The organism is Paenibacillus sp. FSL K6-2393 (genome assembly GCF_038002545.1).
Lineage (GTDB): Bacteria > Bacillota > Bacilli > Paenibacillales > Paenibacillaceae > Paenibacillus.
In genome coordinates this window covers 5384203-5407002 of sequence record NZ_JBBOCU010000001.1, presented here as the reverse complement: position 1 = coordinate 5407002, position 22800 = coordinate 5384203, and the positions used below count along the sequence as shown (strand labels likewise).

At 47.9% G+C, this 22800-nt stretch carries 26 protein-coding genes, 1 tRNA gene and 1 riboswitch; of the genes, 16 read left to right on the top strand and 11 right to left on the bottom strand.

Annotation, left to right across the window (positions count from 1 at the left end; genetic code table 11):
- Positions 1 to 56: 56 nt before the first annotated feature.
- The 6 genes from MHI14_RS24080 to MHI14_RS24055 are packed head-to-tail and all read right to left on the bottom strand — an operon-like array spanning position 57 to position 4840.
- Positions 57 to 959 carry an urease accessory protein UreD gene (locus MHI14_RS24080; protein WP_341131393.1) on the bottom strand — a complete coding sequence of 301 codons (903 nt, stop codon included), beginning with the start codon at positions 957 to 959 and terminating at the stop codon, positions 57 to 59.
- On the bottom strand, positions 934 to 1653 hold the full coding sequence (gene ureG, locus MHI14_RS24075; RefSeq protein ID WP_017690021.1) for an urease accessory protein UreG: 720 nt from the start codon (positions 1651 to 1653) through the stop codon (positions 934 to 936). The genes MHI14_RS24080 and ureG overlap by 26 nt, the downstream gene beginning before the upstream one ends.
- 33 nt (positions 1654 to 1686) lie before the next feature.
- Positions 1687 to 2379, bottom strand: a complete 693-nt coding sequence (locus MHI14_RS24070) for an urease accessory protein UreF (protein ID WP_165980369.1) — start codon at positions 2377 to 2379, stop codon at positions 1687 to 1689.
- Positions 2380 to 2415: 36 nt separating this feature from the next.
- Positions 2416 to 4134 (bottom strand): urease subunit alpha, encoded by a 1719-nt coding sequence (ureC, locus tag MHI14_RS24065; RefSeq protein WP_341131392.1) that lies wholly within the window; start codon positions 4132 to 4134, stop codon positions 2416 to 2418.
- Entirely contained in the window at positions 4131 to 4520 is a 390-nt protein-coding gene (locus tag MHI14_RS24060; RefSeq protein WP_091033638.1) for an urease subunit beta, read from the bottom strand. Before MHI14_RS24060 ends, ureC begins: the two co-directional genes overlap by 4 nt.
- Before the next feature lie 17 nt (positions 4521 to 4537).
- Positions 4538 to 4840: an urease subunit gamma gene (locus MHI14_RS24055; protein ID WP_076209470.1), complete on the bottom strand. Its 303-nt coding sequence runs from the start codon at positions 4838 to 4840 to the stop codon at positions 4538 to 4540.
- A gap of 261 nt (positions 4841 to 5101) precedes the next feature.
- Here MHI14_RS24055 and urtA point away from each other — a divergent pair, with 261 nt between their 5' ends.
- From urtA to urtE, 5 genes are all read left to right on the top strand, one after another.
- Positions 5102 to 6352, top strand: coding sequence for an urea ABC transporter substrate-binding protein (gene urtA / locus MHI14_RS24050; RefSeq protein ID WP_341131391.1), 1251 nt, complete (start codon positions 5102 to 5104; stop codon positions 6350 to 6352).
- A gap of 182 nt (positions 6353 to 6534) precedes the next feature.
- Positions 6535 to 7440 carry an urea ABC transporter permease subunit UrtB gene (urtB, locus tag MHI14_RS24045; RefSeq protein ID WP_341131390.1) on the top strand — a complete coding sequence of 302 codons (906 nt, stop codon included), beginning with the start codon at positions 6535 to 6537 and terminating at the stop codon, positions 7438 to 7440.
- A gap of 21 nt (positions 7441 to 7461) precedes the next feature.
- On the top strand, positions 7462 to 8553 hold the full coding sequence (gene urtC / locus MHI14_RS24040; RefSeq protein WP_341131389.1) for an urea ABC transporter permease subunit UrtC: 1092 nt from the start codon (positions 7462 to 7464) through the stop codon (positions 8551 to 8553).
- A complete protein-coding gene (gene urtD / locus MHI14_RS24035; protein WP_341131388.1) occupies positions 8516 to 9325 on the top strand; it encodes an urea ABC transporter ATP-binding protein UrtD in 810 nt (269 codons plus the stop codon). Before urtC ends, urtD begins: the two co-directional genes overlap by 38 nt.
- Complete coding sequence (gene urtE, locus MHI14_RS24030) at positions 9303 to 9998, top strand: urea ABC transporter ATP-binding subunit UrtE (RefSeq protein WP_341131387.1); 696 nt, start codon at positions 9303 to 9305, stop codon at positions 9996 to 9998. The genes urtD and urtE overlap by 23 nt, the downstream gene beginning before the upstream one ends.
- 30 nt (positions 9999 to 10028) lie before the next feature.
- On the opposite strand, the gene MHI14_RS24025 is transcribed toward urtE, so the two are convergent.
- The 3 genes from MHI14_RS24025 to MHI14_RS24015 form a co-directional block, all read right to left on the bottom strand.
- Positions 10029 to 10664, bottom strand: a complete 636-nt coding sequence (locus tag MHI14_RS24025; protein ID WP_341131386.1) for a hypothetical protein — start codon at positions 10662 to 10664, stop codon at positions 10029 to 10031.
- Positions 10665 to 10691: 27 nt separating this feature from the next.
- Positions 10692 to 10895, bottom strand: a complete 204-nt coding sequence (locus MHI14_RS24020; protein ID WP_017690011.1) for a hypothetical protein — start codon at positions 10893 to 10895, stop codon at positions 10692 to 10694.
- A 266-nt stretch (positions 10896 to 11161) separates the two neighbouring features.
- The gene (locus MHI14_RS24015) at positions 11162 to 11863 is read right to left on the bottom strand and encodes an urease accessory protein UreF (protein WP_162158974.1); all 702 of its coding nucleotides are present in this window, start codon (positions 11861 to 11863) and stop codon (positions 11162 to 11164) included.
- A 426-nt stretch (positions 11864 to 12289) separates the two neighbouring features.
- On the opposite strand from MHI14_RS24015, the gene MHI14_RS24010 reads away from it, so the two are divergent.
- Positions 12290 to 12372: transfer RNA gene (locus tag MHI14_RS24010), tRNA-Leu, on the top strand.
- Between the two features lie 146 nt (positions 12373 to 12518).
- Here the strand turns inward: MHI14_RS24010 and MHI14_RS24005 are convergent.
- The gene (locus tag MHI14_RS24005; RefSeq protein ID WP_091033621.1) at positions 12519 to 12998 is read right to left on the bottom strand and encodes a glutathione peroxidase; all 480 of its coding nucleotides are present in this window, start codon (positions 12996 to 12998) and stop codon (positions 12519 to 12521) included.
- A gap of 370 nt (positions 12999 to 13368) precedes the next feature.
- Positions 13369 to 13544, top strand: a riboswitch (cyclic di-AMP (ydaO/yuaA leader).
- 118 nt (positions 13545 to 13662) lie between these two features.
- Here MHI14_RS24005 and MHI14_RS24000 point away from each other — a divergent pair.
- Positions 13663 to 14058, top strand: coding sequence for a hypothetical protein (locus MHI14_RS24000; RefSeq protein ID WP_017690008.1), 396 nt, complete (start codon positions 13663 to 13665; stop codon positions 14056 to 14058).
- Positions 14059 to 14250: 192 nt separating this feature from the next.
- Positions 14251 to 14934, top strand: coding sequence for an HAD family hydrolase (locus MHI14_RS23995; RefSeq protein ID WP_165980370.1), 684 nt, complete (start codon positions 14251 to 14253; stop codon positions 14932 to 14934).
- Positions 14935 to 15071: 137 nt separating this feature from the next.
- Here MHI14_RS23995 and MHI14_RS23990 read toward each other — a convergent pair whose 3' ends face one another.
- Complete coding sequence (locus MHI14_RS23990; RefSeq protein WP_341131753.1) at positions 15072 to 16367, bottom strand: Nramp family divalent metal transporter; 1296 nt, start codon at positions 16365 to 16367, stop codon at positions 15072 to 15074.
- Positions 16368 to 16766: 399 nt separating this feature from the next.
- Here MHI14_RS23990 and MHI14_RS23985 point away from each other — a divergent pair, with 399 nt between their 5' ends.
- From MHI14_RS23985 to MHI14_RS23950, 8 genes are all read left to right on the top strand, one after another.
- Complete coding sequence (locus tag MHI14_RS23985; protein ID WP_036610819.1) at positions 16767 to 17186, top strand: organic hydroperoxide resistance protein; 420 nt, start codon at positions 16767 to 16769, stop codon at positions 17184 to 17186.
- A 213-nt stretch (positions 17187 to 17399) separates the two neighbouring features.
- Complete coding sequence (locus tag MHI14_RS23980) at positions 17400 to 17645, top strand: zinc ribbon domain-containing protein (RefSeq protein ID WP_036610816.1); 246 nt, start codon at positions 17400 to 17402, stop codon at positions 17643 to 17645.
- 99 nt (positions 17646 to 17744) lie between these two features.
- The gene (locus MHI14_RS23975; RefSeq protein WP_017690003.1) at positions 17745 to 18023 is read left to right on the top strand and encodes a hypothetical protein; all 279 of its coding nucleotides are present in this window, start codon (positions 17745 to 17747) and stop codon (positions 18021 to 18023) included.
- Between the two features lie 188 nt (positions 18024 to 18211).
- Positions 18212 to 18634 (top strand): thiol-disulfide oxidoreductase DCC family protein, encoded by a 423-nt coding sequence (locus MHI14_RS23970; protein ID WP_091033612.1) that lies wholly within the window; start codon positions 18212 to 18214, stop codon positions 18632 to 18634.
- Positions 18635 to 18701: 67 nt separating this feature from the next.
- Positions 18702 to 19565 carry a DUF6612 family protein gene (locus MHI14_RS23965; RefSeq protein ID WP_091033609.1) on the top strand — a complete coding sequence of 288 codons (864 nt, stop codon included), beginning with the start codon at positions 18702 to 18704 and terminating at the stop codon, positions 19563 to 19565.
- 144 nt (positions 19566 to 19709) lie between these two features.
- Positions 19710 to 20093, top strand: a complete 384-nt coding sequence (locus MHI14_RS23960) for a VOC family protein (RefSeq protein ID WP_091033607.1) — start codon at positions 19710 to 19712, stop codon at positions 20091 to 20093.
- 162 nt (positions 20094 to 20255) lie between these two features.
- The gene (locus tag MHI14_RS23955) at positions 20256 to 21473 is read left to right on the top strand and encodes a nucleotide-binding protein (RefSeq protein WP_341131385.1); all 1218 of its coding nucleotides are present in this window, start codon (positions 20256 to 20258) and stop codon (positions 21471 to 21473) included.
- Entirely contained in the window at positions 21470 to 22774 is a 1305-nt protein-coding gene (locus MHI14_RS23950; RefSeq protein ID WP_341131752.1) for a CpaF family protein, read from the top strand. Before MHI14_RS23955 ends, MHI14_RS23950 begins: the two co-directional genes overlap by 4 nt.
- Positions 22775 to 22800: the final 26 nt, after the last annotated feature.

The following is a 22800-nucleotide window of genomic DNA, read 5'->3' as shown; positions in this document are numbered from 1 at the left end:
CACACTCGGAGACAGTTCAGAGGTTTTTTTGTATTAACCATGCATGCTTCAAGCCCTTATTTTCGGAAGACAAGAGTTTCTTTGCCCAGCAGATGGGGGCGGAGTGTGTTCCAGATCTGAAGACACTGCTCCTGAAGCTCCCAAGCTGCCATGCCAAGGAGTCGAACGCCGATGCCTCCGGTTGCCAGCAAACTTGCACCTGCGAGCATCCGTCCATCTGGTGGCAGCGCGGATCTGACTTGCTCCAACTCCGCAGTACCAAGCCCCGGTGCGATCATCCACAACGCAGCGGTATGGGTATAGTGAAGGAGAGACGCGGAGTGTTTGGGATCATCGGTATCCGGTTCGAGTCCGAATCGATCCCAGACAGCCAGTTGTTCACCTTGCCATATCTCCGTCAAGCTACGGTAACGCTCGAATTGGAAAGCTTCTCCCCGATGAATCCGTCCGGCAGACCAGATATCTGCATAGGCCAGGATTGCCCTTTCTTCCAGCTCAAAGGTTACAGCGAGCGAAGAAGAACTTCCTTTGAAGGGAATGACGCATTCAGGGAAGTATTCCAGCGTGGCCCCCTTTCCCAACCGAAAGTGATGATTAACAGATGAGGGAATGGAAGGTGTAGGATGAAGTCTGGTAGCAGATGTGCTGCTCAGCATGACATGGGTGCCTTCACCTAATTCCCACTCGGAATGATAGTGATCCCCGTTAAGGACTCCGGGCGAGACGTCGGACGTGTACACACATAATTCGGTTCCGCCTCCGGGAGGTCGAAAGGATCGGCTAAACCGGAGTGGTGCGCTGTAATAACGATCAGTCATGACAGTTCGGTCGCCTTGAAAGGCAAAGGTAGCCCGAAGCTCGCTGCGGCGTGTGACGGGCGCACCTGCACTTTCTTTCCCATTTAGCTCTGTCCCCGTGGGGACAGAAGATGAATTAATGCGAGTGAGTGCCATGTTCATGGCTGTGTGAATGCAGATGTGCAGCGGAAGCATCGTCATCCATATATTGATGTTCGAGCCAGTGGACAATCTCGGATACACCTTCACCGCTCATTAGATTAGACATGACATAAGGGCGGCCTTCGCGTACCCGCTCGGTATCATTTTTCATAACTTCCAGGCTTGCTCCAACGTAAGGGGCAAGGTCGGTTTTGTTGATTAACAACAGATCTGAACGCGTGATGCCAGGACCGCCTTTGCGAGGAAGTTTCTCCCCTTGGGCAACGTCGATAATGTAGATGAACACATCAGCGAGTTCCGGACTGAATGCAGCAGAGAGATTGTCGCCGCCGCTCTCGATGAAGATCAGTTGCAGATCCGGGAAGCGTTCAATCAACTCGTCAACTGCTTCGAAATTCATTGAGGCATCCTCACGAATAGCCGTGTGCGGGCATCCGCCTGTCTCTACGCCGATAATGCGCTCTGGTGCCAGTGCATTCTGACGCAGCAAGATTTCGGCATCTTCCTTGGTATAAATGTCATTCGTGATGACAGCAAGGCTATAACGTGTACGCAGTGCCTTGGACAGCTTCTCCACAAGGGCTGTTTTACCTGAACCTACCGGTCCGCCAATTCCAATTCGCATCGGACGACTCCGATCAAATGCCTTACGTTCCCACTCCGGATGATGCGTATGATTAGCTCCTCCACACATAACAATTCCTCCTAAGTTAGATAAAAGTTGTAGTTAAGACATAAACAGCCGCGCGGGTAAGGTCTCATGCCGCATGGCGTAGATTTCCTGGGCGATTCCGAAGCTGTGCATATCTTCGGGGTCATTTCCCCGAATGAGAGCCCATTCCGCTTCGATATCATCAAGCAGTTTTTGAATCAACATCTGCGCTTCGGTTTGTCCGATGGGCAGCAGGCGAAGTGCGCTATTCACATAAGCGTTCACTGAGGTATACAGATGCCCGGTAACGGCTTCATCCAATTCAATCTCCAATTGATAGTTGATATAACCGTGAATGGTCGTGATGCCACAATACGCGCCATGTTCCCGGATAGCCTCATCAATTAGGGAAAAGTCCATCCATGGATAGAGTGAACGGGCCAGCTTGAGCAGTCGCTTTCCCATTTTGTGGCCGCTTTCCCTGAGTTCCCGAGGGGAGCGCTGGGCGTGGACACGTTTGTCATACAGGGCAAGTAGAGCGGCATCTTGCTGTTTTATCGCCTGATAGACGCCTTTGATGGCAAGACCATCTAGTCGTACAAGACTGGAATGAAGCTGGCTGCGAATAAACTGTTCAAGCTGCGCGGTATTTTGCACGGTGCCATCATGTGTGTAAGCTTCCAGACCGAAGGAATGGGAGAAACCACCGATGGGCAGGGCTGAATCCAGCAGCTGAACATAACGGAGTAGCTTTGTGCCACTGTTCATCATGAGTGCCCCCTTATCAGCTAATCCGTATTCCTATCAAAACATAAAGTACCGCTGTGCCATAGGCAACTCGTCTGCGGGTTCACAGGTGAGAAGCTCGCCGTCGGCGCGCACCTCATAGGTTTCGGGATCGACTTCAATGACAGGGGTGACGTCGTTATGAATCATGTCTTTTTTGCTGACCGAGCGACAGCCCTTGACGGGTTCAACCCGTTTCTTCAGGCCCAATGACTCTTTGATCCCTGCTTCTGCTGCGGCTTGGGAGACAAAGGTGATCGATCCGCTGGCAATGGCTCTACCATAAGCTCCGAACATGGGTCTGCCAAATACGGGCTGAGGTGTCGGGATGGACGCATTGGGATCGCCCATCTGGGCAAATGTAATCATGCCACCCTTGATGACAATCTCGGGTTTAACTCCGAAGTAAGCTGGTTTCCATATGATTAGATCTGCCAGCTTTCCAACTTCCACCGAACCGACGAGATGACCGATTCCGTGTGCGATAGCTGGATTGATGGTGTACTTGGCGACATATCGCTTGATCCGATCGTTATCGGAGGGGGAATTCGGGTTGAGCTCAAGTTTACCACGCTGTTTTTTCATTTTGTCGGCTGTCTGCCAGGTGCGGATAATGACTTCGCCCACTCGGCCCATGGCTTGAGAATCGGAACTAATGATGCTGAACACGCCAAGATCATGCAAAATGTCTTCGGCTGCGATGGTTTCGGGACGAATCCGCGAATCCGCAAAAGCGACATCTTCCGGGATGGAAGGGTCGAGGTGATGACACACCATCAACATATCGAGATGCTCTTCTACAGTGTTGCGTGTGTACGGTCGTGTTGGGTTGGTTGATGAGGGGATAACGTAGGACTCCCCAGCGGCCCGGATAATATCCGGTGCGTGTCCGCCACCAGCGCCTTCCGTATGGTACGTGTGGATCGTCCGGCCGTTGATTGCAGCCAGGGTATTTTCGAGAAATCCGGTTTCGTTCAGTGTATCGGTATGGATAGCGACTTGAACATCATGTTCCCCGGCGGCAGTCAGGCAGGCATCGATAGCGCTCGGGGTAGTGCCCCAATCTTCATGCAGCTTCAGGCCGATTACACCCGCTTCAATCTGTTCGATTAAAGGTGCGGTACTGGAACTGTTGCCTTTGCCAAGGTAACCGATGTTCATGGGAAAAGCCTCTGCCGATTCTAACATCCGGTGGATGTGCCAGGCTCCTGGTGTGCAGGTGGTGGCTTTGGTTCCTGTTGCGGGTCCTGTTCCGCCGCCGATCATGGTCGTGACCCCGGAGGATAATGCAGTCTGAATCTGCTGTGGGCAGATGAAATGAATATGGGTATCAATGCCGCCAGCAGTTACAATCATGCCTTCACCAGCGATGATTTCGGTGGAAGCACCGATGACCAGAGCGGGATGAACGCCATCCATTGTATCCGGGTTACCGGATTTGCCAATGGCGCAGATGTGATCATCCCGAATGCCGATATCCGCTTTTACAATGCCCCAATGATCGATAATGATAGCGTTGGTGATAACAGTATCAGGAGTGCCGTCACTTCGCAAAGCAGTCGTAGACTGGCCCATCCCGTCGCGGATAACCTTGCCGCCCCCGAATTTGCTCTCATCTCCGTATACGGCATAATCATGTTCAATCTCTGCCCATAGTTCGGTATCCGCAAGTCTTACGGCATCACCGGTTGTCGGTCCAAACATCGACGCGTACTGTTCACGGCTCATTCGTTTCATGAAGGTTCACCTCCATCTTGTATGGGAGGGGAGAACGTCTTCAGGAATGTCTCCAGTTTCTGTGGATCAGGGGCTTGATCCGCAGAGCCTTCGGTTAATCCGTTGAACCCGTGAATCTGACGTTTGCCGCCAAAGGTCGTGAGTTCAACAGGTTTCTCTTCACCGGGTTCGAAGCGGACTGCGGTGCCTGCCGGAATATGCAGGCGATGTCCAAAAGCTGAGGTGCGATCAAAGTCCAGTGCTGCATTAACTTCATAGAAGTGAACGTGAGAGCCGACCTGGACGGGGCGGTCGCCGCGGTTAAGGACAATGAGTCGTAGGGTTAAACGATCCGGATGACAGATGATGTCGTCATCTGGCTTCAAACGGTATTCACCAGGAATCATGGTTTCTCCTGCCTTTCTCAGCGTATAGGTTCATGTACGGTAACCAGTTTTGTACCGTCAGGAAATGTGGCTTCTACCTGTACTTCAGGAATCATATCGGGAACACCATCCATACAGTCTTCACGTGTCAGGATGGTGCCTCCGTATCTCATTAATTCGGCAACACTCATTCCATCCCGTGCTCGTTCCATCAGTTCGGAGGTCAACAAGGCGATGGCTTCGGGGACATTCAACTTGAGTCCGCGTGCTCTTCGTTCACGGGCGAGGTTAGCGGCCACGGTAATCAGGAGTTTTTCCTTTTCCTGCTCAGTCCAGTGCAAGGCAATCCGACCTTTCGCTTATAATGTCTGATATGTTCATGGATCATGTTATATGTTAAATATACTCACACAGGGTGGATCCTTTGTCAATAAGCTTCAAGGCATATTAGCAGTATGCATGAAACGAGTAGGCATGAAATAAAATTATGTAAGCTATATTGACATGAAGAGTGTAACCCTCCATAATTTGGATCAACGAACATTTCGGACGCAAATGACCTTAATGTTCGTCAATAGACTAAAAAAAGGGAGTGTAGGCTATTGAAGAAGAGGTCGGTCAAGTTATGGAGTATTTTGCTCGGTGTGGTCATTGTGATGACAGGGTGTGTGGAGGGCACTGCGCCGCCTGAAGCTTCGGGTTCAGGTGGTACAGGAGAGCCGGCTGCATCCGGTGATACGATTAAAGTTGGCATTCTTCACTCTCTCAGCGGAACGATGGCGATCAGTGAGGTATCTGTTAAAGATGCCGAGATGCTTGCTATTGAAGAGATCAACGCCGCGGGCGGAGTTTTGGGTAAACAGATCGAGCCGGTAGTTGAGGATGGCGCTTCGGATTGGCCTACTTTTGCGGAGAAGGCTGGGAAGTTACTGCAACAGGATAAGGTAGCTGCTGTATTTGGTGGATGGACCTCTGCAAGTCGGAAGGCTATGCTCCCAGTGTTTGAACAGAACAAAGGTTTATTGTTTTACCCGGTGCAATATGAGGGATTGGAATCGTCGCCAAATATTTTTTATACAGGAGCAACAACGAATCAGCAGATCGTTCCATCTGTAACTTGGTTACTGGAGAACAGGGGCAAGACGTTTTATCTGCTCGGTTCAGATTATGTATTCCCAAAAACGGCCAATCAGGTCATTAAGGCACAACTCGCAGCAGAAGGCGGCGAAGTAGTGGGTGAGGAGTACACACCGCTGGGCCATACCGATTATAGTACCATCATTAGCAAAATCAAAGCTGCGAAGCCGGATATTGTATACAATACGCTGAACGGAGATAGCAATGTGGCCTTCTTCAAACAATTGAAGGATGCCGGAATCTCCTCGGATCAGATGACAACCCTCTCGGTGAGTGTGGCGGAGGAAGAAATCCGTGGCATCGGCGCAGATGTATTGAAGGGACATCTGGCTTCGTGGAATTATTATCAGACAACGGATACACCTGAGAATGCAACATTTGTTGCCAAGTATAAAGAAAAATACGGTGCTGATCGAGTGACAGCTGATCCGATTGAAGCGGGATATGTGGCGGTTTATCTCTGGAAGGCGGCGGTGGAAAAAGCAGGATCAACCGACGTAGAGAAGGTGAAGGCAGCTGCCAAGGGTCTGGAGTTTGATGCCCCGGAAGGTAAGGTAACCGTGGATGGAGAGAATCAGCATATCTACAAAACCGTACGGATCGGTGAGGTGCAGGAAGATGGGCAGTTCAAGGAATTGTGGAATTCTGGTGAGCCTGTCAAGCCGGACCCTTATCTGAAAACGTATGAATGGGGAGCTTCCCTCAGCGCTAAATAACATAGAAACCTCGCAATAAAACAGGTAACTCGCTTCAAAGCAGCCGAAACATAAACGAGGGTGTGACAACACATCCTCTCACCGTATCGCGGTAAAGCGTTACTGCGGTGTGGGAAATGTTGTTGCCGCTAATTGAAGTCATGTGAAATATCGAGAGTCACGGTATGGAGGAGGGGATAGCGATGGATATGTTTATCCTGCAGATGTTCAACGGTCTGAGTATCAGTTCAATTCTGTTGTTGATTGCATTGGGGCTTGCAGTAACGTTTGGGCTGATGAATGTCATCAATATGGCTCACGGTGAACTGATCATGATCGGTGCATATGCAACGTATGTAACACAAAATCTGTTCATGTCCTATGCTCCAGCGGCGTGGTTTGGTGCCTACTTTGTTGTGGCTCTACCGATTGCGTTCATTGTAGCTGCTCTGATTGGCTGGTTGCTTGAAGTGGTGTTGATCAGGCATCTATATGGCAGGCCGCTGGACAGTCTGCTTGCGACATGGGGTGTAGGCATGATGCTGCAACAACTGGCCCGTACGATATTCGGAGCGCCAAATGTAGGAGTATCCAGTCCGGCCTGGCTCAATGGGGGATTGGCGATCTCGGATGGCATTGTATTTCCATACAAGCGAATTTTCATTATCGCATTGGTTGCGGTTGTGCTGCTGTGTATGTATCTCTATATCTATCGAACCTCATCCGGAAGACGAATGAGGGCTGTGATGCAGAATCGGAGCATGGCGGGCTGTTTGGGAATTTCGACCCGGCGGGTAGATGGCATGACCTTTGCCATTGGTTCCGGAATCGCCGGAATCGCTGGTTGTGCGTTAACACTCATTGGTCCGATTGGTCCTTCACTTGGTACGTATTATATTGTGGATGCTTTCATGGTGGTTGTCCTGGGCGGCGTAGGGAAATTGGTCGGAACCGTGTGCGGTGCACTGGGGATTGGTATGTTCAACACGCTGTTCGAAACCTATACCTCGGCCTCCATTGGCAAGGTGCTTGTGTTTGTATGTATCGTTGCTTTCCTGCAATGGAAACCACGTGGCTTGGTCGCAATTCGCACACGGAGTCTCGATTAACGTGAAGAAGGGGGTTAGTTCATGTCGGCATTACTCAAGACTGGCAGTCTGAAAATGAGGATTATCTGGGCGGTTGTACTCATCATGATGTGTCTTGTTCCACTAATCTCCACGGAGTTTCGTCTGAGTCTGTTAGCCAAGTTTTTGGCGCTGGCGATCCTGGCCATTGGTCTCGATCTGATCTGGGGTTATGGCGGTGTGTTGAGTCTTGGGCATGGGGTGTTCTTTGGTCTGGGTGGATACGCGATGGCGATGTATCTGAAGCTTCAGGCCAGTGGAGCAACACTTCCTGACTTCATGGGATGGAGTGGTCTCAGTGGTCTGCCATGGTTCTGGGAGCCGTTTCGTTCTTTCCCGGTGGCGCTGTTATTGGGGATAGCCCTTCCGGCATTGCTCGCCTTTGCCCTGGGGTGGTTTACGTTCCGTAACCGGATCACCGGTGTATATTTTACCATCCTGACTCAAGCCTTGGTTCTTATTACGGTAACACTCTTTGTTGGTAAACAGGAATGGACGGGTGGGACAAATGGCATTACCGGATATAATTCGATCTTTGGTTTCACACTTCATTCCGCAGGAACAACAATTGTTCTCTACTATATAACGCTTGCTGTTCTGGTGATCGCTTATGTGCTCTGTCGTCGAATGGTGAACAGTCGGTTTGGTCAAGTGCTAGAAGCTGCGCGTGATGGAGAGAATCGGGTGCGATTCCTCGGATATGATCCGGCAGGATATAAAACGCTGGCTTTTGCTTTTTCCGGTGCGCTTGCAGGCATCGCGGGCATGTTGTTTGTTCTTCAGGTGGGTATTATCTCGCCATCGATGATGGGGATTGTGCCTTCCATTGAGATGGTCCTGTGGGTTGCATTGGGTGGTCGCGGTACGCTTATTGGAGCGGTCATCGGAGCGGTGGTGCTGAATGCAGCCAAAACAGGCATAAGTGAGGCTTATCCCGAAGGGTGGCTGTTCGTCATTGGTGGGCTCTTTGTAACGGTAGTTTTGTTCATGCCAAACGGTATTGTAGGTGTATATCGTCATGTCGTTCGCTTGCTGAAGCGGAGAGGAGAGAGTGCGCATGTCCAAGTCACTCGGGAAAAACCTAAAGTCTACTGAGGAATTAGCGGTGTTAGTAGCCGAGGGCATTACGGTGGCCTTTGGTGGGTTCGTTGCTGTCAAAGGCATGAATCTGAAGCTGCATGAACATGACCTGCATTTTCTGATTGGACCGAATGGTGCGGGGAAAACCACGATGCTGGATGTGATATGTGGCAAAACCAAACCGATGTCCGGCTCGGTAAAGATGGCGGATGGTACGGAATTAACAAGACTGAAGGAGCACCAGATTGTTCGCAAAGGGGTGGGACGCAAATTCCAGGCGCCATCGATCTTCGCGGGTCTGACGGTACAGGAGAATCTGACGCTGGCGGCGGAGACTCGCCGTTCTCCTCTACAGGCCATCGGTATTCGTCGATATGGAAAAATGAGTGCTGCCATGGAGCATGTTACTCTCCAGATTGCTCTGCAAGACCGCATTAACGCCCGTGCAGGAGCATTATCCCACGGGGAGAAGCAGTGGCTGGAGATCGGTATGTTGCTCTTGCAGGAGCCTCGTGTGTTGTTGCTGGACGAACCAGCGGCGGGCATGACGGATGAAGAGACACACAAGACCGGACGACTTCTGCAAGAAATTGCGCGTGAGCGCTCGGTTGTGGTGGTGGAGCATGATATGGAGTTTGTGCGAGAGTTTGCAGCCAAGGTGACCGTGATGCATGAAGGCAAATTGTTGAAGGAAGGTACGATGGCGGAAGTGCAGGCGGATCCGAAAGTGGCAGAAGTGTATCTGGGCAAAAGGAGGGATGACCATGCTGTCGCTGCAACGAATTGAATCCGGCTACGGGGAAAGCAATGTGCTTCGGGGTGTGAGCCTGGACGTACAGCCTGGGCAGGTGGTGTGTCTGATGGGCCGTAACGGTGTAGGTAAAACGACGTTGATGAAAACATTAATGGGGCTTCTCAAAACACGTAAGGGCAGTGTTCAGTGGCAAAATCAGGAGTTATCCACCTTGGACACAGCCAAGCGGGCAAGGGCAGGGATTGGTTATGTACCGCAGGGGCGGGAAATTTTCCCGCAGCTTACGGTGAAAGAAAACTTATTGCTTGGTCTGGAGACAAGTGCGCCGGGAGTAAAAACGTTCCCGGAGGATGTGCTGGCGATGTTTCCAGTGCTTGCGACGATGTATGGACGGCAGGGCGGGGATCTGAGTGGTGGACAGCAGCAACAGTTGGCATTCGCCCGGGCATTGGCTTCGCGTCCGGGGTTGTTGCTCCTTGATGAGCCGACAGAAGGCATCCAGCCTTCTATCGTGGAGGACATTCGGCAGGTTATTTTGCAGCTCAAGGCAAAGGGGAACCTCTCGGTTCTGCTGGTAGAGCAGAGTATCGATTTTGTACGAAGTGCCGCAGATTACATCTATATCATGGACAAAGGAACCATAACCCTGCATGGGACACCGCAAGAACTGGATATGTCGCAGTTTGAACATCATCTCTCCGTATAGTTGTAGCTAGTCGGCGAGTGGAGAAAGGTTTCAGGAACGCTTGTCCAGGATATTCGAGTATTTGGGATATAACCGCCGGATGCATTCCGGACAGATGTCATGGGTGAATTCGGCGTGGGTATGCTTCTCCAGATAACTCTCAACGGAGTTCCAGTGTTCCCCTTCGTCCTTGATTTGTTTGCAGACGGCGCAAATAGGCAGCAGTCCGCGCAATGTGCGCACTTCAGACAATGCCTTCTTCAATTGGTGTTCTGTCTTTCTCTGTTCGGTAATATCCATGTGTGCAATCAAAGCGAGATCGGTATCCTGAATTGAATTTGCATAAGATAGAGGGGTGATTTCTACACGAAACCACCTCTTTTCGTTGTATACAGTATACACGCAGATGTCATATGTATGATTTCGATTAAAGGGTATTCCGCGTTCTTTCAAATTCTGTGCGACAAGTGCCATGTTAGCGTTCTTGCCTCGTTTTGCCCAGGCTTCCGTCAGATGCAGGTAATGTCTATGATTACTGTGTGTATCCGGGGATGGTGAGCATTGACCGAGTCCCTGTTGCCAGGCACGGTTACAACTTTGGATAATCCAATTGTGATCAACGATGATGAGCTGGTGACGTATGGACTGGAACGACAGCCTCTCCAGATCGGATGTAACATGTCTCATGGATGGGACCCTCCTTTGGCAGAAATCTTATCTCAGTTCATCTGGAATATCCAAAATATCAGCGACCAGGTGCCTGAATCGGGTTGCTTTGCGTGTGCCGTGAATAAGATTGGATAAACGATAGGGTGGGATGCCATGCTGTTCACAAAAGGTCTTCTGGTCCACTTGAAGTTCGGTTAGCCGTCGTTTGATGGCCCATCCGAACGGTGTAACTGGTTTTTTCTTGTTCAAAAGGGTTCACCCCTGGTTAGAATGTAGTATTCAGCCGCCCTTTCTTCATGTAAAATATATAGAAATGCGAGCTGTATGTTTCATTATATACGTAAATTCGTCATCTAACAATTAAAAAAGACGGAAAAAAGTGTATTTTGTGATGAAAAATGGCGTAAATACGTAAATAAAACAAATAAAATGACAAAAAACACGTCGGCAAGGAGGTTGCCGCGTGTTTTTTAGTTTGTCTGAATAAAGGGGAGCAGGTATGAGGAGGAAGAGGATTAGGCCCTGTAGGCATGAAGTCCAGCTCCAAGCATATGGAAACTGGGGAAAAATGATTTCATGGACATCGAGGTTGGCTGTGCCAGTCCATCCGCAGCCGAGGCGCTGACGGTCTTCCATTCATTCTCCAGATCTGTGGCCAGGCGGACCATCAGATCCTTGGTTGTATCGTTGTTCAGGGGAATGACTTTGGAGGCTTCGGTTATGCAGGCATTCATGGCTGAATGCAGGTAACCAAGGACCGCCTCCTCGACCGGGATGTCGAGGTGGTGGTTAATCCAGGCGTGAACAGTGGAGAGGCAGCCAACCGAATCGTATTTGGCAAAGATCTGTTCGAGCTGGCTGAATTCAATCCAGGGGTGCAGAGCGCGTGCAAGTCTGATCAATCGTTTACCCATGGCGGCAGCTTGTTCTCTGAGATCTCCAGGGGTTCGCTGAACATGGACGAGCTTGTCGATTAGAGCTATCCGCCATGTATCCTTGTGATCTGCTGCGGTATAGATGCCTTTGATGGCCATACCTTCTAGACGAACGATGCTCGGATGCAACTGACAACGCATGAATGATTCGAGATCTTCAGCATTACGAATGGTACCCTCCCTGATATGGATATCCATGCCGAAGGAATGGGTGAACCCTCCAACCTGAATAGAGGAATCAAGCAGTTTGACATAATCGAGCAGCTTATTCCCACGGTTCACAATCATTCGCCTCCTGTGTTCGTTAAATGTCACTTAAAGTGACATTTATATTCCTTTTTGTTTGCTTTATGTTTGAAAATCCGAATTATATGATAGTTATCATCCCATAAATGTCCGCTTTTTGTCAATAGTATCCGTGAAATTTAATGGATTAAATCTGTGATTCAAATATTCGTGTTATTTTATATAACATATAAGGTTAAATATCTGCGAAGTGCAGGGAGGACTAGATATAAATGAATCAATAAGATCAGCTCAATCCGGAAAGGAGGGGATCAAATCTAATGTATGCAGTTCATGGGTAAAGATGACGAGATTATGCGATTTTTGATGAAAATGCCTAGCTGAAAAAGAAGTATTAAAAAATACTTTACTTTTGGTTCTGAACCCGGTATAATCAATTCTGTTGCCGATTATTTACGACATGCGGTCGTGGTGGAATGGCAGACACGCTATCTTGAGGGGGTAGTGGGCGTATGCCCGTGGAGGTTCGAGTCCTCTCGACCGCATCATATGAACGATTAAAAAGAAGCTTTCCATTAATGGAAGGCTTCTTTTTTTGTCTTTTTGAACAGTTTGACATCAAAGTTGATAAAAAGGCCATCCATTACCGGGGCAATGCTGCTCTACCTTCCGGCTACGGGTGGCCAATGTATTATTTTTGCAGCAAGTTCTTGATATCTTCTTCAATCTTGTCCGGTGTTGTTTTGGGAGCATAACGTTTAATTACCTGTCCGTTCTGATCCACAAGGAATTTGGTGAAATTCCATTTGATTGCTTTGGAGCCGAGCAGGCCAGGAGCTTCTGTGCTAAGGTGCTGGAATAGAGGGTGAGCGCTTGAGCCGTTCACATCAATTTTCTCAAACATAGGGAAGCTCACGCCATAATTCATCTGACAGAACTCGGCGATATCGTCGGAAGATCCTTTTTCCTGGGCAAACTGGTTGCTTGGAAAACCAAGGACTTCAAATGGCGCATCCTTGAACTTGTCTTGCAATTCTTGCAGACCTTTGAATTGAGGTGTAAGGCCGCATGAGCTTGCCGTATTCACAATCAGTAACACTTTGTCACGGTAGTCGGACATTTCAACTTCTTGACCGCGAAGGGTATTCACTTTGTAATCGTAGACTGTCATCTAAATCGCCTCCATGATATCATCTGATACCTCTTATTATATTGGTTACAATTAAATAATGCAAAACTAATATGGTGTTAAATGAATCAAAAGAGGCAAGTTGTGCAGAATGCGTGAATGAAATGCGTAGTGATTTTCGTCAGAGTGAGAATTAGATAGATTTAAAGAGATGGATAGAGTATGACCTTGTTGTAAGCGCTATTATATGTGAGTATTGCCGAAAATCTGTCGATTCGGTGATCTGTGCGGACTTTACACCGACATGGCGCGGGTGTATGATTCATAACGTAATTTCAATTTAAACTAAACTGTACCTGAAAAACGAAACAAACGATAATATCGCTCGATCTTATTTTAAGATATACGAACGATGTTTTAATCGCTGAGTTTCCATTCATTGATGAGTGGGAAACGGGGGAACCAACAGAATGCGCTGTCCAGGACAGTAGGCATTCATGGGGTGAATTTTCCGGTGACAGCCGGAAATAGGGCGACTCTCGCGCCCGAATCCGTCAGCTAACCTCGTAAGCGTTAAAGGGAGAGGCAACAAGCCGTACGCTGGTTCATGGCGTTTTCGCCATGGGTTCTTTAAGAAGCGTTCGGGAGGCCTTGGTCCCCCACGCTTCTTTTTTGTTGTCTTTTCACGCCAAGGGAGGAACGAATGATGGATACTGAGATGATCTTAGTGACTGCTCCAAATGAAGCAGGACGCAAATTTATCAAATTGCTGATGTACAAAAAAATGCCGTTTGCCGTTCTAACCAACAGTGCAGGGGAAGAGCGCAGACTCCGTAGAATCGGAGTAGAACATGTCATTCGCATGAATACGGCTGCAGCTCAAAAATGGTTTTTGCCGCAGGGCAGCGTAGGCAACGTGTTTATTTTCGAGAACAGCCTGAATCTGACCTGTCGTTATTTACAGATCTGCCGTTCATGGACATCGAAATCCCTGTGCGTCATTACAGAGCAGAGTCATCCTAAGGGCATCTATCGGGGCATGGGCGCAGACCGGATTGTATATTCGCTCAATGGGGAAGTTGGCTTTCTCCTCAATGGGTAATGCCATAGCTTGTGATTGCTCAGGTGTAAGGTGCCTGTTATAATTGAATGTATCGATAAACGGAATTTGAGGAGACTCATGCATGATGGTGAGTCTTCTTTTTTATGGTTTTAAAGGTAGATCAAGACTTTTTGAACACGAACTTTTAGATTTGGATCAGGAATCACCTGTGGCTTACAAGGAGGAATTGGCGTGCCGGATGTAGGTGGATTGAAATGGTTGTTTTTTGATGTTGGAGATACGCTGGTGGATGAATGGGAGCCGGTTGATGATATTATCGGACAGTTCGTCCGTGAAGCCTGTGCTTTGGGATATCCGGTAAAGATTGAGGCGGTACGCGAACTGTTCGCGAACTGTTACCGAAAATATGAGCAATGGCCTATGAGAGTGGCGATTCGCACATTCGTTGAAGACGAGGGACACCAGAAACAGATTCAGGACAAGCTGAAATTTCAAAAAGATCTTGAACGTCCTTTTCCTTCAGCGGATTCCGTTCTTCAGCAGTTGTCACGGTATTATCGTATTGGCATTATTGCCAATCAGAGTCCTGGAACGGAAGAAAGACTGGAGAGCTACGGCTTGCGGAAGTATGTTGATGTTCTGGCGTGTTCGGCTGAAGAAGGAGTGTCCAAGCCAGACCCTGAGTTATACGCTGTGGCCTTGAAGCAGGCCGGTTGTGAACCGGAGGAAGCCGTCATGATCGGCGATCGGATCGATAACGACATTATACCTGCTCGGAAGCTGGGCATGCGTACAATTCGAATTATGCAGGGTTACGGAAGATTCCAGCCAGACCGATCGGATGACGAACGTGCGGATTGGACTGTTAATTCATTGGATGAACTCCTGCCATTACTGGTGCCCAATCAGGATTAGATAATTGTTTATTAGAGTTTAGCGTTTTACTATAAAAGGAAACATGTTGCTGTATTGCAACAATAAAGGCTGATCAACTTGGGTATAGAATACCGCAGTTGATCAGCCTTTTTAGTATTTAGTCGATAAGAACGAGATTAGAATAACCGAATCGTCTGAATGATCAGATATACATTCAGCACAACGATAATCGCGGCAATGACCCATGAGATGATTTTGAGCCACAATTTGTTGGCGAATGAACCCATGCTTTTTTTATCACTCGTGAACATCACCAGGGGAATTACAGCAAAGGGTAATTGAAGAGACAGCACGACCTGGCTCAAAATGAGCAGTTCTTCTGTGCCATGTTCTCCTGCAATGGCTGTGACAATTACCGCCGGGATGATGGCGATCAGACGTGTGACCAGTCTGCGCAGCCAAGCCGGAATTCGAATGTTCAGGAAACCTTCCATAACGATCTGCCCAGCGAGTGTACCTGTAAGGGTGGAGTTCTGACCTGATGCTAACAGCGCCACACCGAACAGAATACTTGCAACCGTAGTACCCAATAGAGGTGTCAGCAGATGGTACGCATCTGCGATCTCGGCAACCTGTGTCATACCAGCACTGTGGAATACAGCAGCAGATACAATCAGGATGGCTGCATTGATGAACAGGGCCAGTGTCAGCGCGATTGTAGAATCCATGGTCGAGTACCGAATGGCTTCTTTTTTGCCCTGTGGTGTCTGTTCGATCTGACGGGTCTGCACAATGGAAGAATGCAGATACAGATTATGCGGCATCACGGTTGCTCCGATAATACCAATGGCAATATAGAGCATGGCCGGGTTTTGCAGAATCTCGACATTTGGCACAAAACCGTGGAGCACACCGCCCATATCCGGTTTCGCCAGAAACAGGTCAATACCGAAGCAGAGGGCAATGGTTGCCATGAGCACAATGACGAGAGTTTCCAAAGCGCGGAAGCCTTTGTTTTGCAGCACAAGAATCAGGAGTACATCAACTGCGGTGATGATAACGCCGTATAACATGGGGATGTTAAATAACAGCTTTAATGCGATGGCAGAACCTATGACCTCAGCCAGATCGGTAGCTGCAATGGCAAGCTCACACAGAATCCATAACATCATGACAACAGGCATGCTGAATCGTTCACGACAGGCTTGAGCCAGATCCCGTCCAGTGACGATGCCGAGCTTGCCAGCCAGCGACTGAAGGACAACGGCCATCAGGTTCGATAACAGGATAACGGATAACAAGGTATACCCGAACTGCGAGCCGCCTGCGATATCTGTTGCCCAGTTCCCGGGGTCCATGTAACCTACGGCAACAAGGTATCCTGGGCCTACAAAGGCGAGGAATTTCTTCCACCATGCAGCATTCTGCGGAACTTTCATTGAACTATGTGCTTCTCCAAGTGAAGGGGCCATGCCCGCAGTAGACAATGATTCTCTTGAAGGAGCGTTGAACGGATTTTTTTTACTCATACGATAATCACCTGACTTTGAATTATTGATTTTGAGATATTGATGCGGGACAAACCGCTCATGATATATCTAAATTTTTATGTTTATTGTTACATTGTACTCCTTCAATTGTTTTTGTCTAGTGCAACTTTTATGTATCAGCACAAAATTTCGGTTGCAGCTTTCAGATGCCCCTTCGTATATTACCCAAACATAGGGAAAATACAGCCATCGCATTGAAATGCATGAAAATAATAAAGTTGTAAAAGCTGATAAAGATACAAAATTGCGTTTCAAAATGAGCCAGAAGTTTAAATTGAAAGGAAGGCAGTAAAAACTATATGGATAAGGGAGAGATTCTTAATGGAAGCTTTATATACAGCAGTAGCGACAGTTAAAGGTGGACGTACAGGTTCCGTGACTTCTTCGGATGGCGTACTCAAGCATGATCTGAAAATGCCAAAAGAGCTTGGTGGCTCCGGTGGTGAAGGTACTAACCCTGAGCAGCTTTTTGCCGCTGGATATGGAGCATGTTATGAAAGTGCCCTTGCCAATGTAGCACGCAAAGCAGGTGTGAAATTGGAGGATGTGGTCGTTACAAGTAACGTATCCATTGGTAAAGACCCTGCGGATGACGGTTTCCAGCTGTCTGTTCGTCTGGACGTTAGCATGCCTGGTGTAGATCATAGTCAAGCAGAGGAATTGGCCCGCAAGGCGCATGATTTCTGTCCGTATTCCAAAGCGACACGTGGCAACATTGATGTTGTTTTAAACGTAGTCTAAGATTTGACTCCCGGCAAGTAAAGGGAACATATAGAGCAGGGTATCGTCCCAGATACCTGATGTTCGACTACAAAGCCCTGCTGGCAATCGGCAGGGTTTTGTGTTGATTATAATATATGGACATGATGCAGGAGATTAGATGCCAGATCGCGTACTATTTTACATAATTGCACTCCCACTTCATGCTACACATTCCATAAAGGGGGAACGAAGATGAGTATTGAAGAGATGATCGAGCGGCGATTTGTGTGTACGAAATGCAGGGGCACGGATTGTAACATTAAGGAAGTCTCCATGTCAGGAGCAGGCCTGAGCAAGATGTTTGATATACAGCATAATCACTACCTGTTCGTGGCTTGTGCTTCCTGCGGGTATGTTGAAGTATTTGATCCGGATGTCTTGAAAGGGAAAAAACAGGGGCAGGTAGGGACTATTCTGGATATTCTGTTTGGCGGGTAGACATGCGCGAGTTGACATTGAACTGAATTTTCTTTAATATAACTTAGTACTGAGTAGTGTCATTGCATGAACCAAATTTGAATTAAACAGGTGATATCCATGTCTTATAGACCGCGTATTGCAGATTTAGAATTAGCTTATGGTAACAAGGAAGACGGATTGTACGAATTTAAAATGAATTTGGTAGACGGTACAAAATGCCGTGTATTCTACTCCCGTTCCCCGGAATGGAAGATGACCAATATCAGTCGTTTGCAGAAAACGCCTTGTCCAGTATGTCGCAAAGATTTCATTTGCAAATGTATGGACCAGTGGGCAAGTGACCTGCATCAACAGATGATCGATGACCAATGGATGGAAAAGGCAGTTACGGAGTAATTGTCGGACAGATACGAGCGCGGGCACAATGCCTGCGCTCTTTTTCTTTATATTTCCAATAAATGCGTGTTCAAAAAGAGCGGTTTTCAGTCTTTTTGAACTACCTCTAGAAATAAATTTAGAATTAGTCAACAAGAAGGCCCAGATTGGGTAAGTTACTCTAACCGCAACAATAGGAGGCAGCCAATATGACAGCAAATCAAACAGATGTGCATCAGGGACATCCGATCGTACTGGTGGATGGTGTCTGTCACTTCTGCCAGGGCTTAACCAAATGGATTATCAAGCGTGACCCGGAAGGGAAATATCATTTTGCTTCGCTCCAATCAGATGTAGCCAAGGAACTGCTGGAGAAGGGCAATCTGTCGACAGACAGTATGGACACCTTTGTTCTGATCGAAAATGGAAAATACTATACACGTTCAACCGCCGCGCTGCGATTGGCGAAAGGTCTGAAGTTTCCTTATCCGTTGTTATATGTGTTCATTATTGTACCGAAATTTATTCGTAATGCAGTCTATAACTTGGTTGCTCGCAACCGTTATCGCTGGTTTGGCAAGGATGAAGCGTGCATGTTGCCTACCCCAGAGATCAAAGATCGATTTTTGTGAGTGTGATTAATAACGGAAATAATTGGGTAATGACTACAGATCATATCTATTTTGGGAGGACAACAACTTGAAGAAGTGGACTACATTATTTATCGGGGCATTATTAGCAGTGAGCTTGGCAGCATGCGGTAACGATACAGATAATACCGCAACGCCGCCAGCGACTAACAACGAAACATCTAACGAGGGTAATACACCTGCGGAGCAGGAAACAAAGATCCCTACCTTGGACGAATTGATTACCAAAACCAATGCAGCAACCAAAGAAATGAAAAGCTTCACAACTGAAGCAAACATTGATCAGAATCTGAAACTGGATGCTGGTGAACAGTCGCAGGATCAACAGGTTAAAACATCGCTCAAGATGGATATTATCAAAGATCCAATGATGATCTATCAAGAGATGAAAATGGAAATGTCGGGACAGGAAGCTCAGAACGTGAAGCAGTATATCACTTCGGATAAAATCTACTCTCAAGTTGGGGATCAATGGGTTGCGATTCCTGAAGCTCAAACCAAGGAACTGATAGAGCAGATGAAAGCAAGCATGAATCCCGAAGGTGAATTGGAGCAATTCAAAAAGATTGAAGAAGATACTAAAGTGACCGAAGAAGGCGACAATTATGTGATTAACGCTGACGTATCCGGTGATAATGTAAAGGAACTGGCCAAAGCCGTAATGGAGCAGAACGGATCGGATGCCCAGATGCAAGCCATGCTTGATCAGATGAATATCACCAGCATGAAGATGAAATATATGATCAACAAAGAAACCTATTTGCCTGCAAGTACGGACGTAACCATGGTCATGGAGATGGAACAGAATGGACAGAAAATGACGATGGACATGAAGATGACCAGTACGTTCTCCAACCAGGATCAAGTGGAAGAGATCAAGATTCCACAAGAAGCATTGGATAGCGCAAAATAAAACAGGCACCTCTGAACTAGATTTGTGTGAGCCGAGAGGTTTACCAGATTAGAATCAGGGGTGTTTTTCTGTTTAGCGGAGATTATGGTCAGGGTTGAAGGTGTTATAGTATAGTCATATTGAAGTAGAGAGGGGATATAAAAGATGATCGAATATGCACACATCCACCATGTTAGTCTGGCTGTACGTGATCTGGAAATCGCGAAGAAATTCTATTCGGGGTTACTGGGAATGCAGGAGATTGAACGCCCGCCTTTCCGCTCCACAGGTACATGGTATGCCATCGGTAGCCAGCAACTTCATTTGTTACAGCACCCTGACGGTCACACGTTACGCGAGGCTGGAATTGATACAACAGACGGCCACTTTGCGATCTGGGTGACCAGTTATTCAGGGACTATAGCCTGGTTGGAACAGCAGGGAATTGAGTACGAAGCGAGACCTGATAGTGTGGCTGGATTCGCACAGATTTTTGTACTTGATCCGGACCGTAACATTATTGAGTTCGATTCACCGTACAACTCTTAAGGAGAAATGGGTTAGAATAAATCCCTTGCTCCCCCAGAAATTGTATGCTATATTATCCATACATTCATAGCACGTGACGGAAGCACCGTCCATATACTGCATATTCATGCGGTTATTGGACGGTGCTTTTTTTGTGCTTTTTGACAGGGAGGGAAGGAAAATTTGATTGTACTGAAGGTAGTTCTGGTTTCAAAAGATAGAGATTACATTAGCGCCTGGCTTGATTATGTACAGGGAAATTCGTCGGGTCTCCATGTGCGTTTCACGGCATTCTCCCAAGGGGATTCGTTCAGGGATCATATGAATGAGAAAGAAGGTCGGGAATTACCAGATCTGGTTATTGCGGAACCGGAATTTCTGAATGACTGGCTGAATAACGGGGGAGAAGGATCAGGTGTACCTTGGCTAATGCTTAGTGAAGGGATGGAAGAGGTGGATGAGGCCAAGCGGCTGATGAAATATCAACCCTTGCCTGCTTTGCTGGATGCTGTGATGCATGCTTGCCGACAGCCACGCCGTAAGAAGGTTCACCATTCGGGGCAAGAGACTCTCTCCATCGGTGTAGTATCCGCTTCGGGTGGAAGTGGCAAAACGGCAGTAGCCCTGCATATGGCGAAGCAATTGGGACTTGCGGGATATGCTGTTCTCTATCTTAATCTGGAGACGCTGGACAGCACGCTCCCGTTTCTGGAAAAGGGACTAATTAGAAGTGGGCAGCGTCACCCGGATGCGGAGACGGGATTGTCACGCCTGTTATACGATCTGAAGGTGGGCAGAAAGGAATCCGGCAAGCAGTTACAGGCGCAATCGAAGGGCGTAGATGGATATGTGGTCCGGCATGAAGCGCTGAGATCCGATGTGTTCTGGCCATTATCGAATCGGAAAGAACTGTTGCAAATGACTCGTGAGGATACGTCGAATCTGCTTCGTTATTTAACGGATTGTGGACAATATGACGTGTTGATTCTGGATGGGGATTCCGATTGGGATGGGCGCAGTGAAGGGGTACTGGATGCAGCAGATGCATTTGTCTGGTTGGTTGAGGATGATATATCTGCCATGCATCGATGGGGACAATGGTTACAGCATGCTGAGCGTACGAAACCAGATCTATACGAAAGTATATCGGAGCGTTCACGCTTTGTGGTTAACAAATATCGGGACAATGTCGTCAATGCACTCCCACGCCCTGATCTGCATCTGGATGCAGTGTTGCCCTATATCCCTTCTTGGAAGCAACTCAGTCAGGAGGAAGTCATGCTTAGTTCTCCGATCTTCCAACGTGAAGTGAAGAGATTATGTGCCATGCTGGTACAAGATGGCGAAGAAGAATTGAAGCAGACGGGACGAATTCAGAAGCAGGATCGGTGGGCACTATGACGGATTCATCCAATAGAATACTGGATCGTGAAGAACAGTTTCAGATGATGCGCAGGGAAGTCAGGGCTGGCCTCGATTTAACCTCTTCCGCAGGAGATGATGAACTGTGGCAGGGGATAGAACGCAAAGTTCTGTCTGACCCGAAGCTGGATAATCTGACCTCAGGAGAGCGGCATACGCTGGTACAGCGATTGTTTGACTCCTTTCGTGGATTGGATATTTTGCAGCCACTTGTGGATCATCCCGATATTACGGAAATTATGATCAATAGTCACAAGGAGATTTTTGTGGAGCAGGAAGGTGAAGTCAGCCAGATCACCCTTGAATTTGAGTCCAGGGAACGGCTCGAGGATATCATCCAGATGATTGTGTCCGGGGTAAACCGGATTGTGAATGAGTCTTCTCCAATCGTAGATGCCCGTTTAAAGGATGGTTCGCGGGTCAATATCGTGCTGCCCCCTATTGCCTTGAAAGGTCCCACGATGACGATTCGTAAATTCCCCAGTGAACCGATGAAGATGTCCGATCTGATTGAAAAGGGAGCCCTGCATGAAGAAGCGGCAGAATTATTGCAGCAGTTGGTGCGGAGCAAATACAACATCTTCATTGGAGGTGGGACCGGATCGGGAAAAACGACCTTTCTGAACGCCTTATCGCAGTTTATCCCTGCCGATGAGCGAATTATAACGATTGAGGATTCGGCTGAACTACAGATTGTTACGGTACCAAATCTGGTATCACTGGAGACGCGGAATGCAAACACCGAAGGCAAGGGACAGATATCTATTCGGGATCTGATCAAATCTTCCTTACGGATGCGTCCAAACCGGATTGTGATTGGTGAGGTAAGGGGCGCAGAAGCGCTGGATATGTTACAGGCCATGAACACTGGCCATGATGGATCTTTGTCTACAGGGCATGCGAATACCATCTCTGACATGATTAGCAGACTCGAAACGATGGTACTTAGCGGTGCAGATCTTCCCATTGCGGTTGTAAGGCAGCAGATTAGTTCGGCGATCGATATATTTGTACATCTGTCCCGGCTACGAGACCGTTCACGGCGGGTGACAGAGATTAGTGAAGTGATTGGCATGCAGGACGGTGAGGTTATGCTGAATCCACTGTTTCGTTTCCATGAACAAGAAGAGCGTGAAGGCAAAATTATTGGCGGGTTAGTACAGGTTGGAAAGTTGAATCAGGTGGATAAAATTCAGATGGCTGGGCTCGGGGAATGGCTGGATGAATACATAGAACAATATAGTGTTGAAATAGATTCATCAGATAACAACGTGAATTAAAGCCATTGGAAGGTGATTACTGTTGG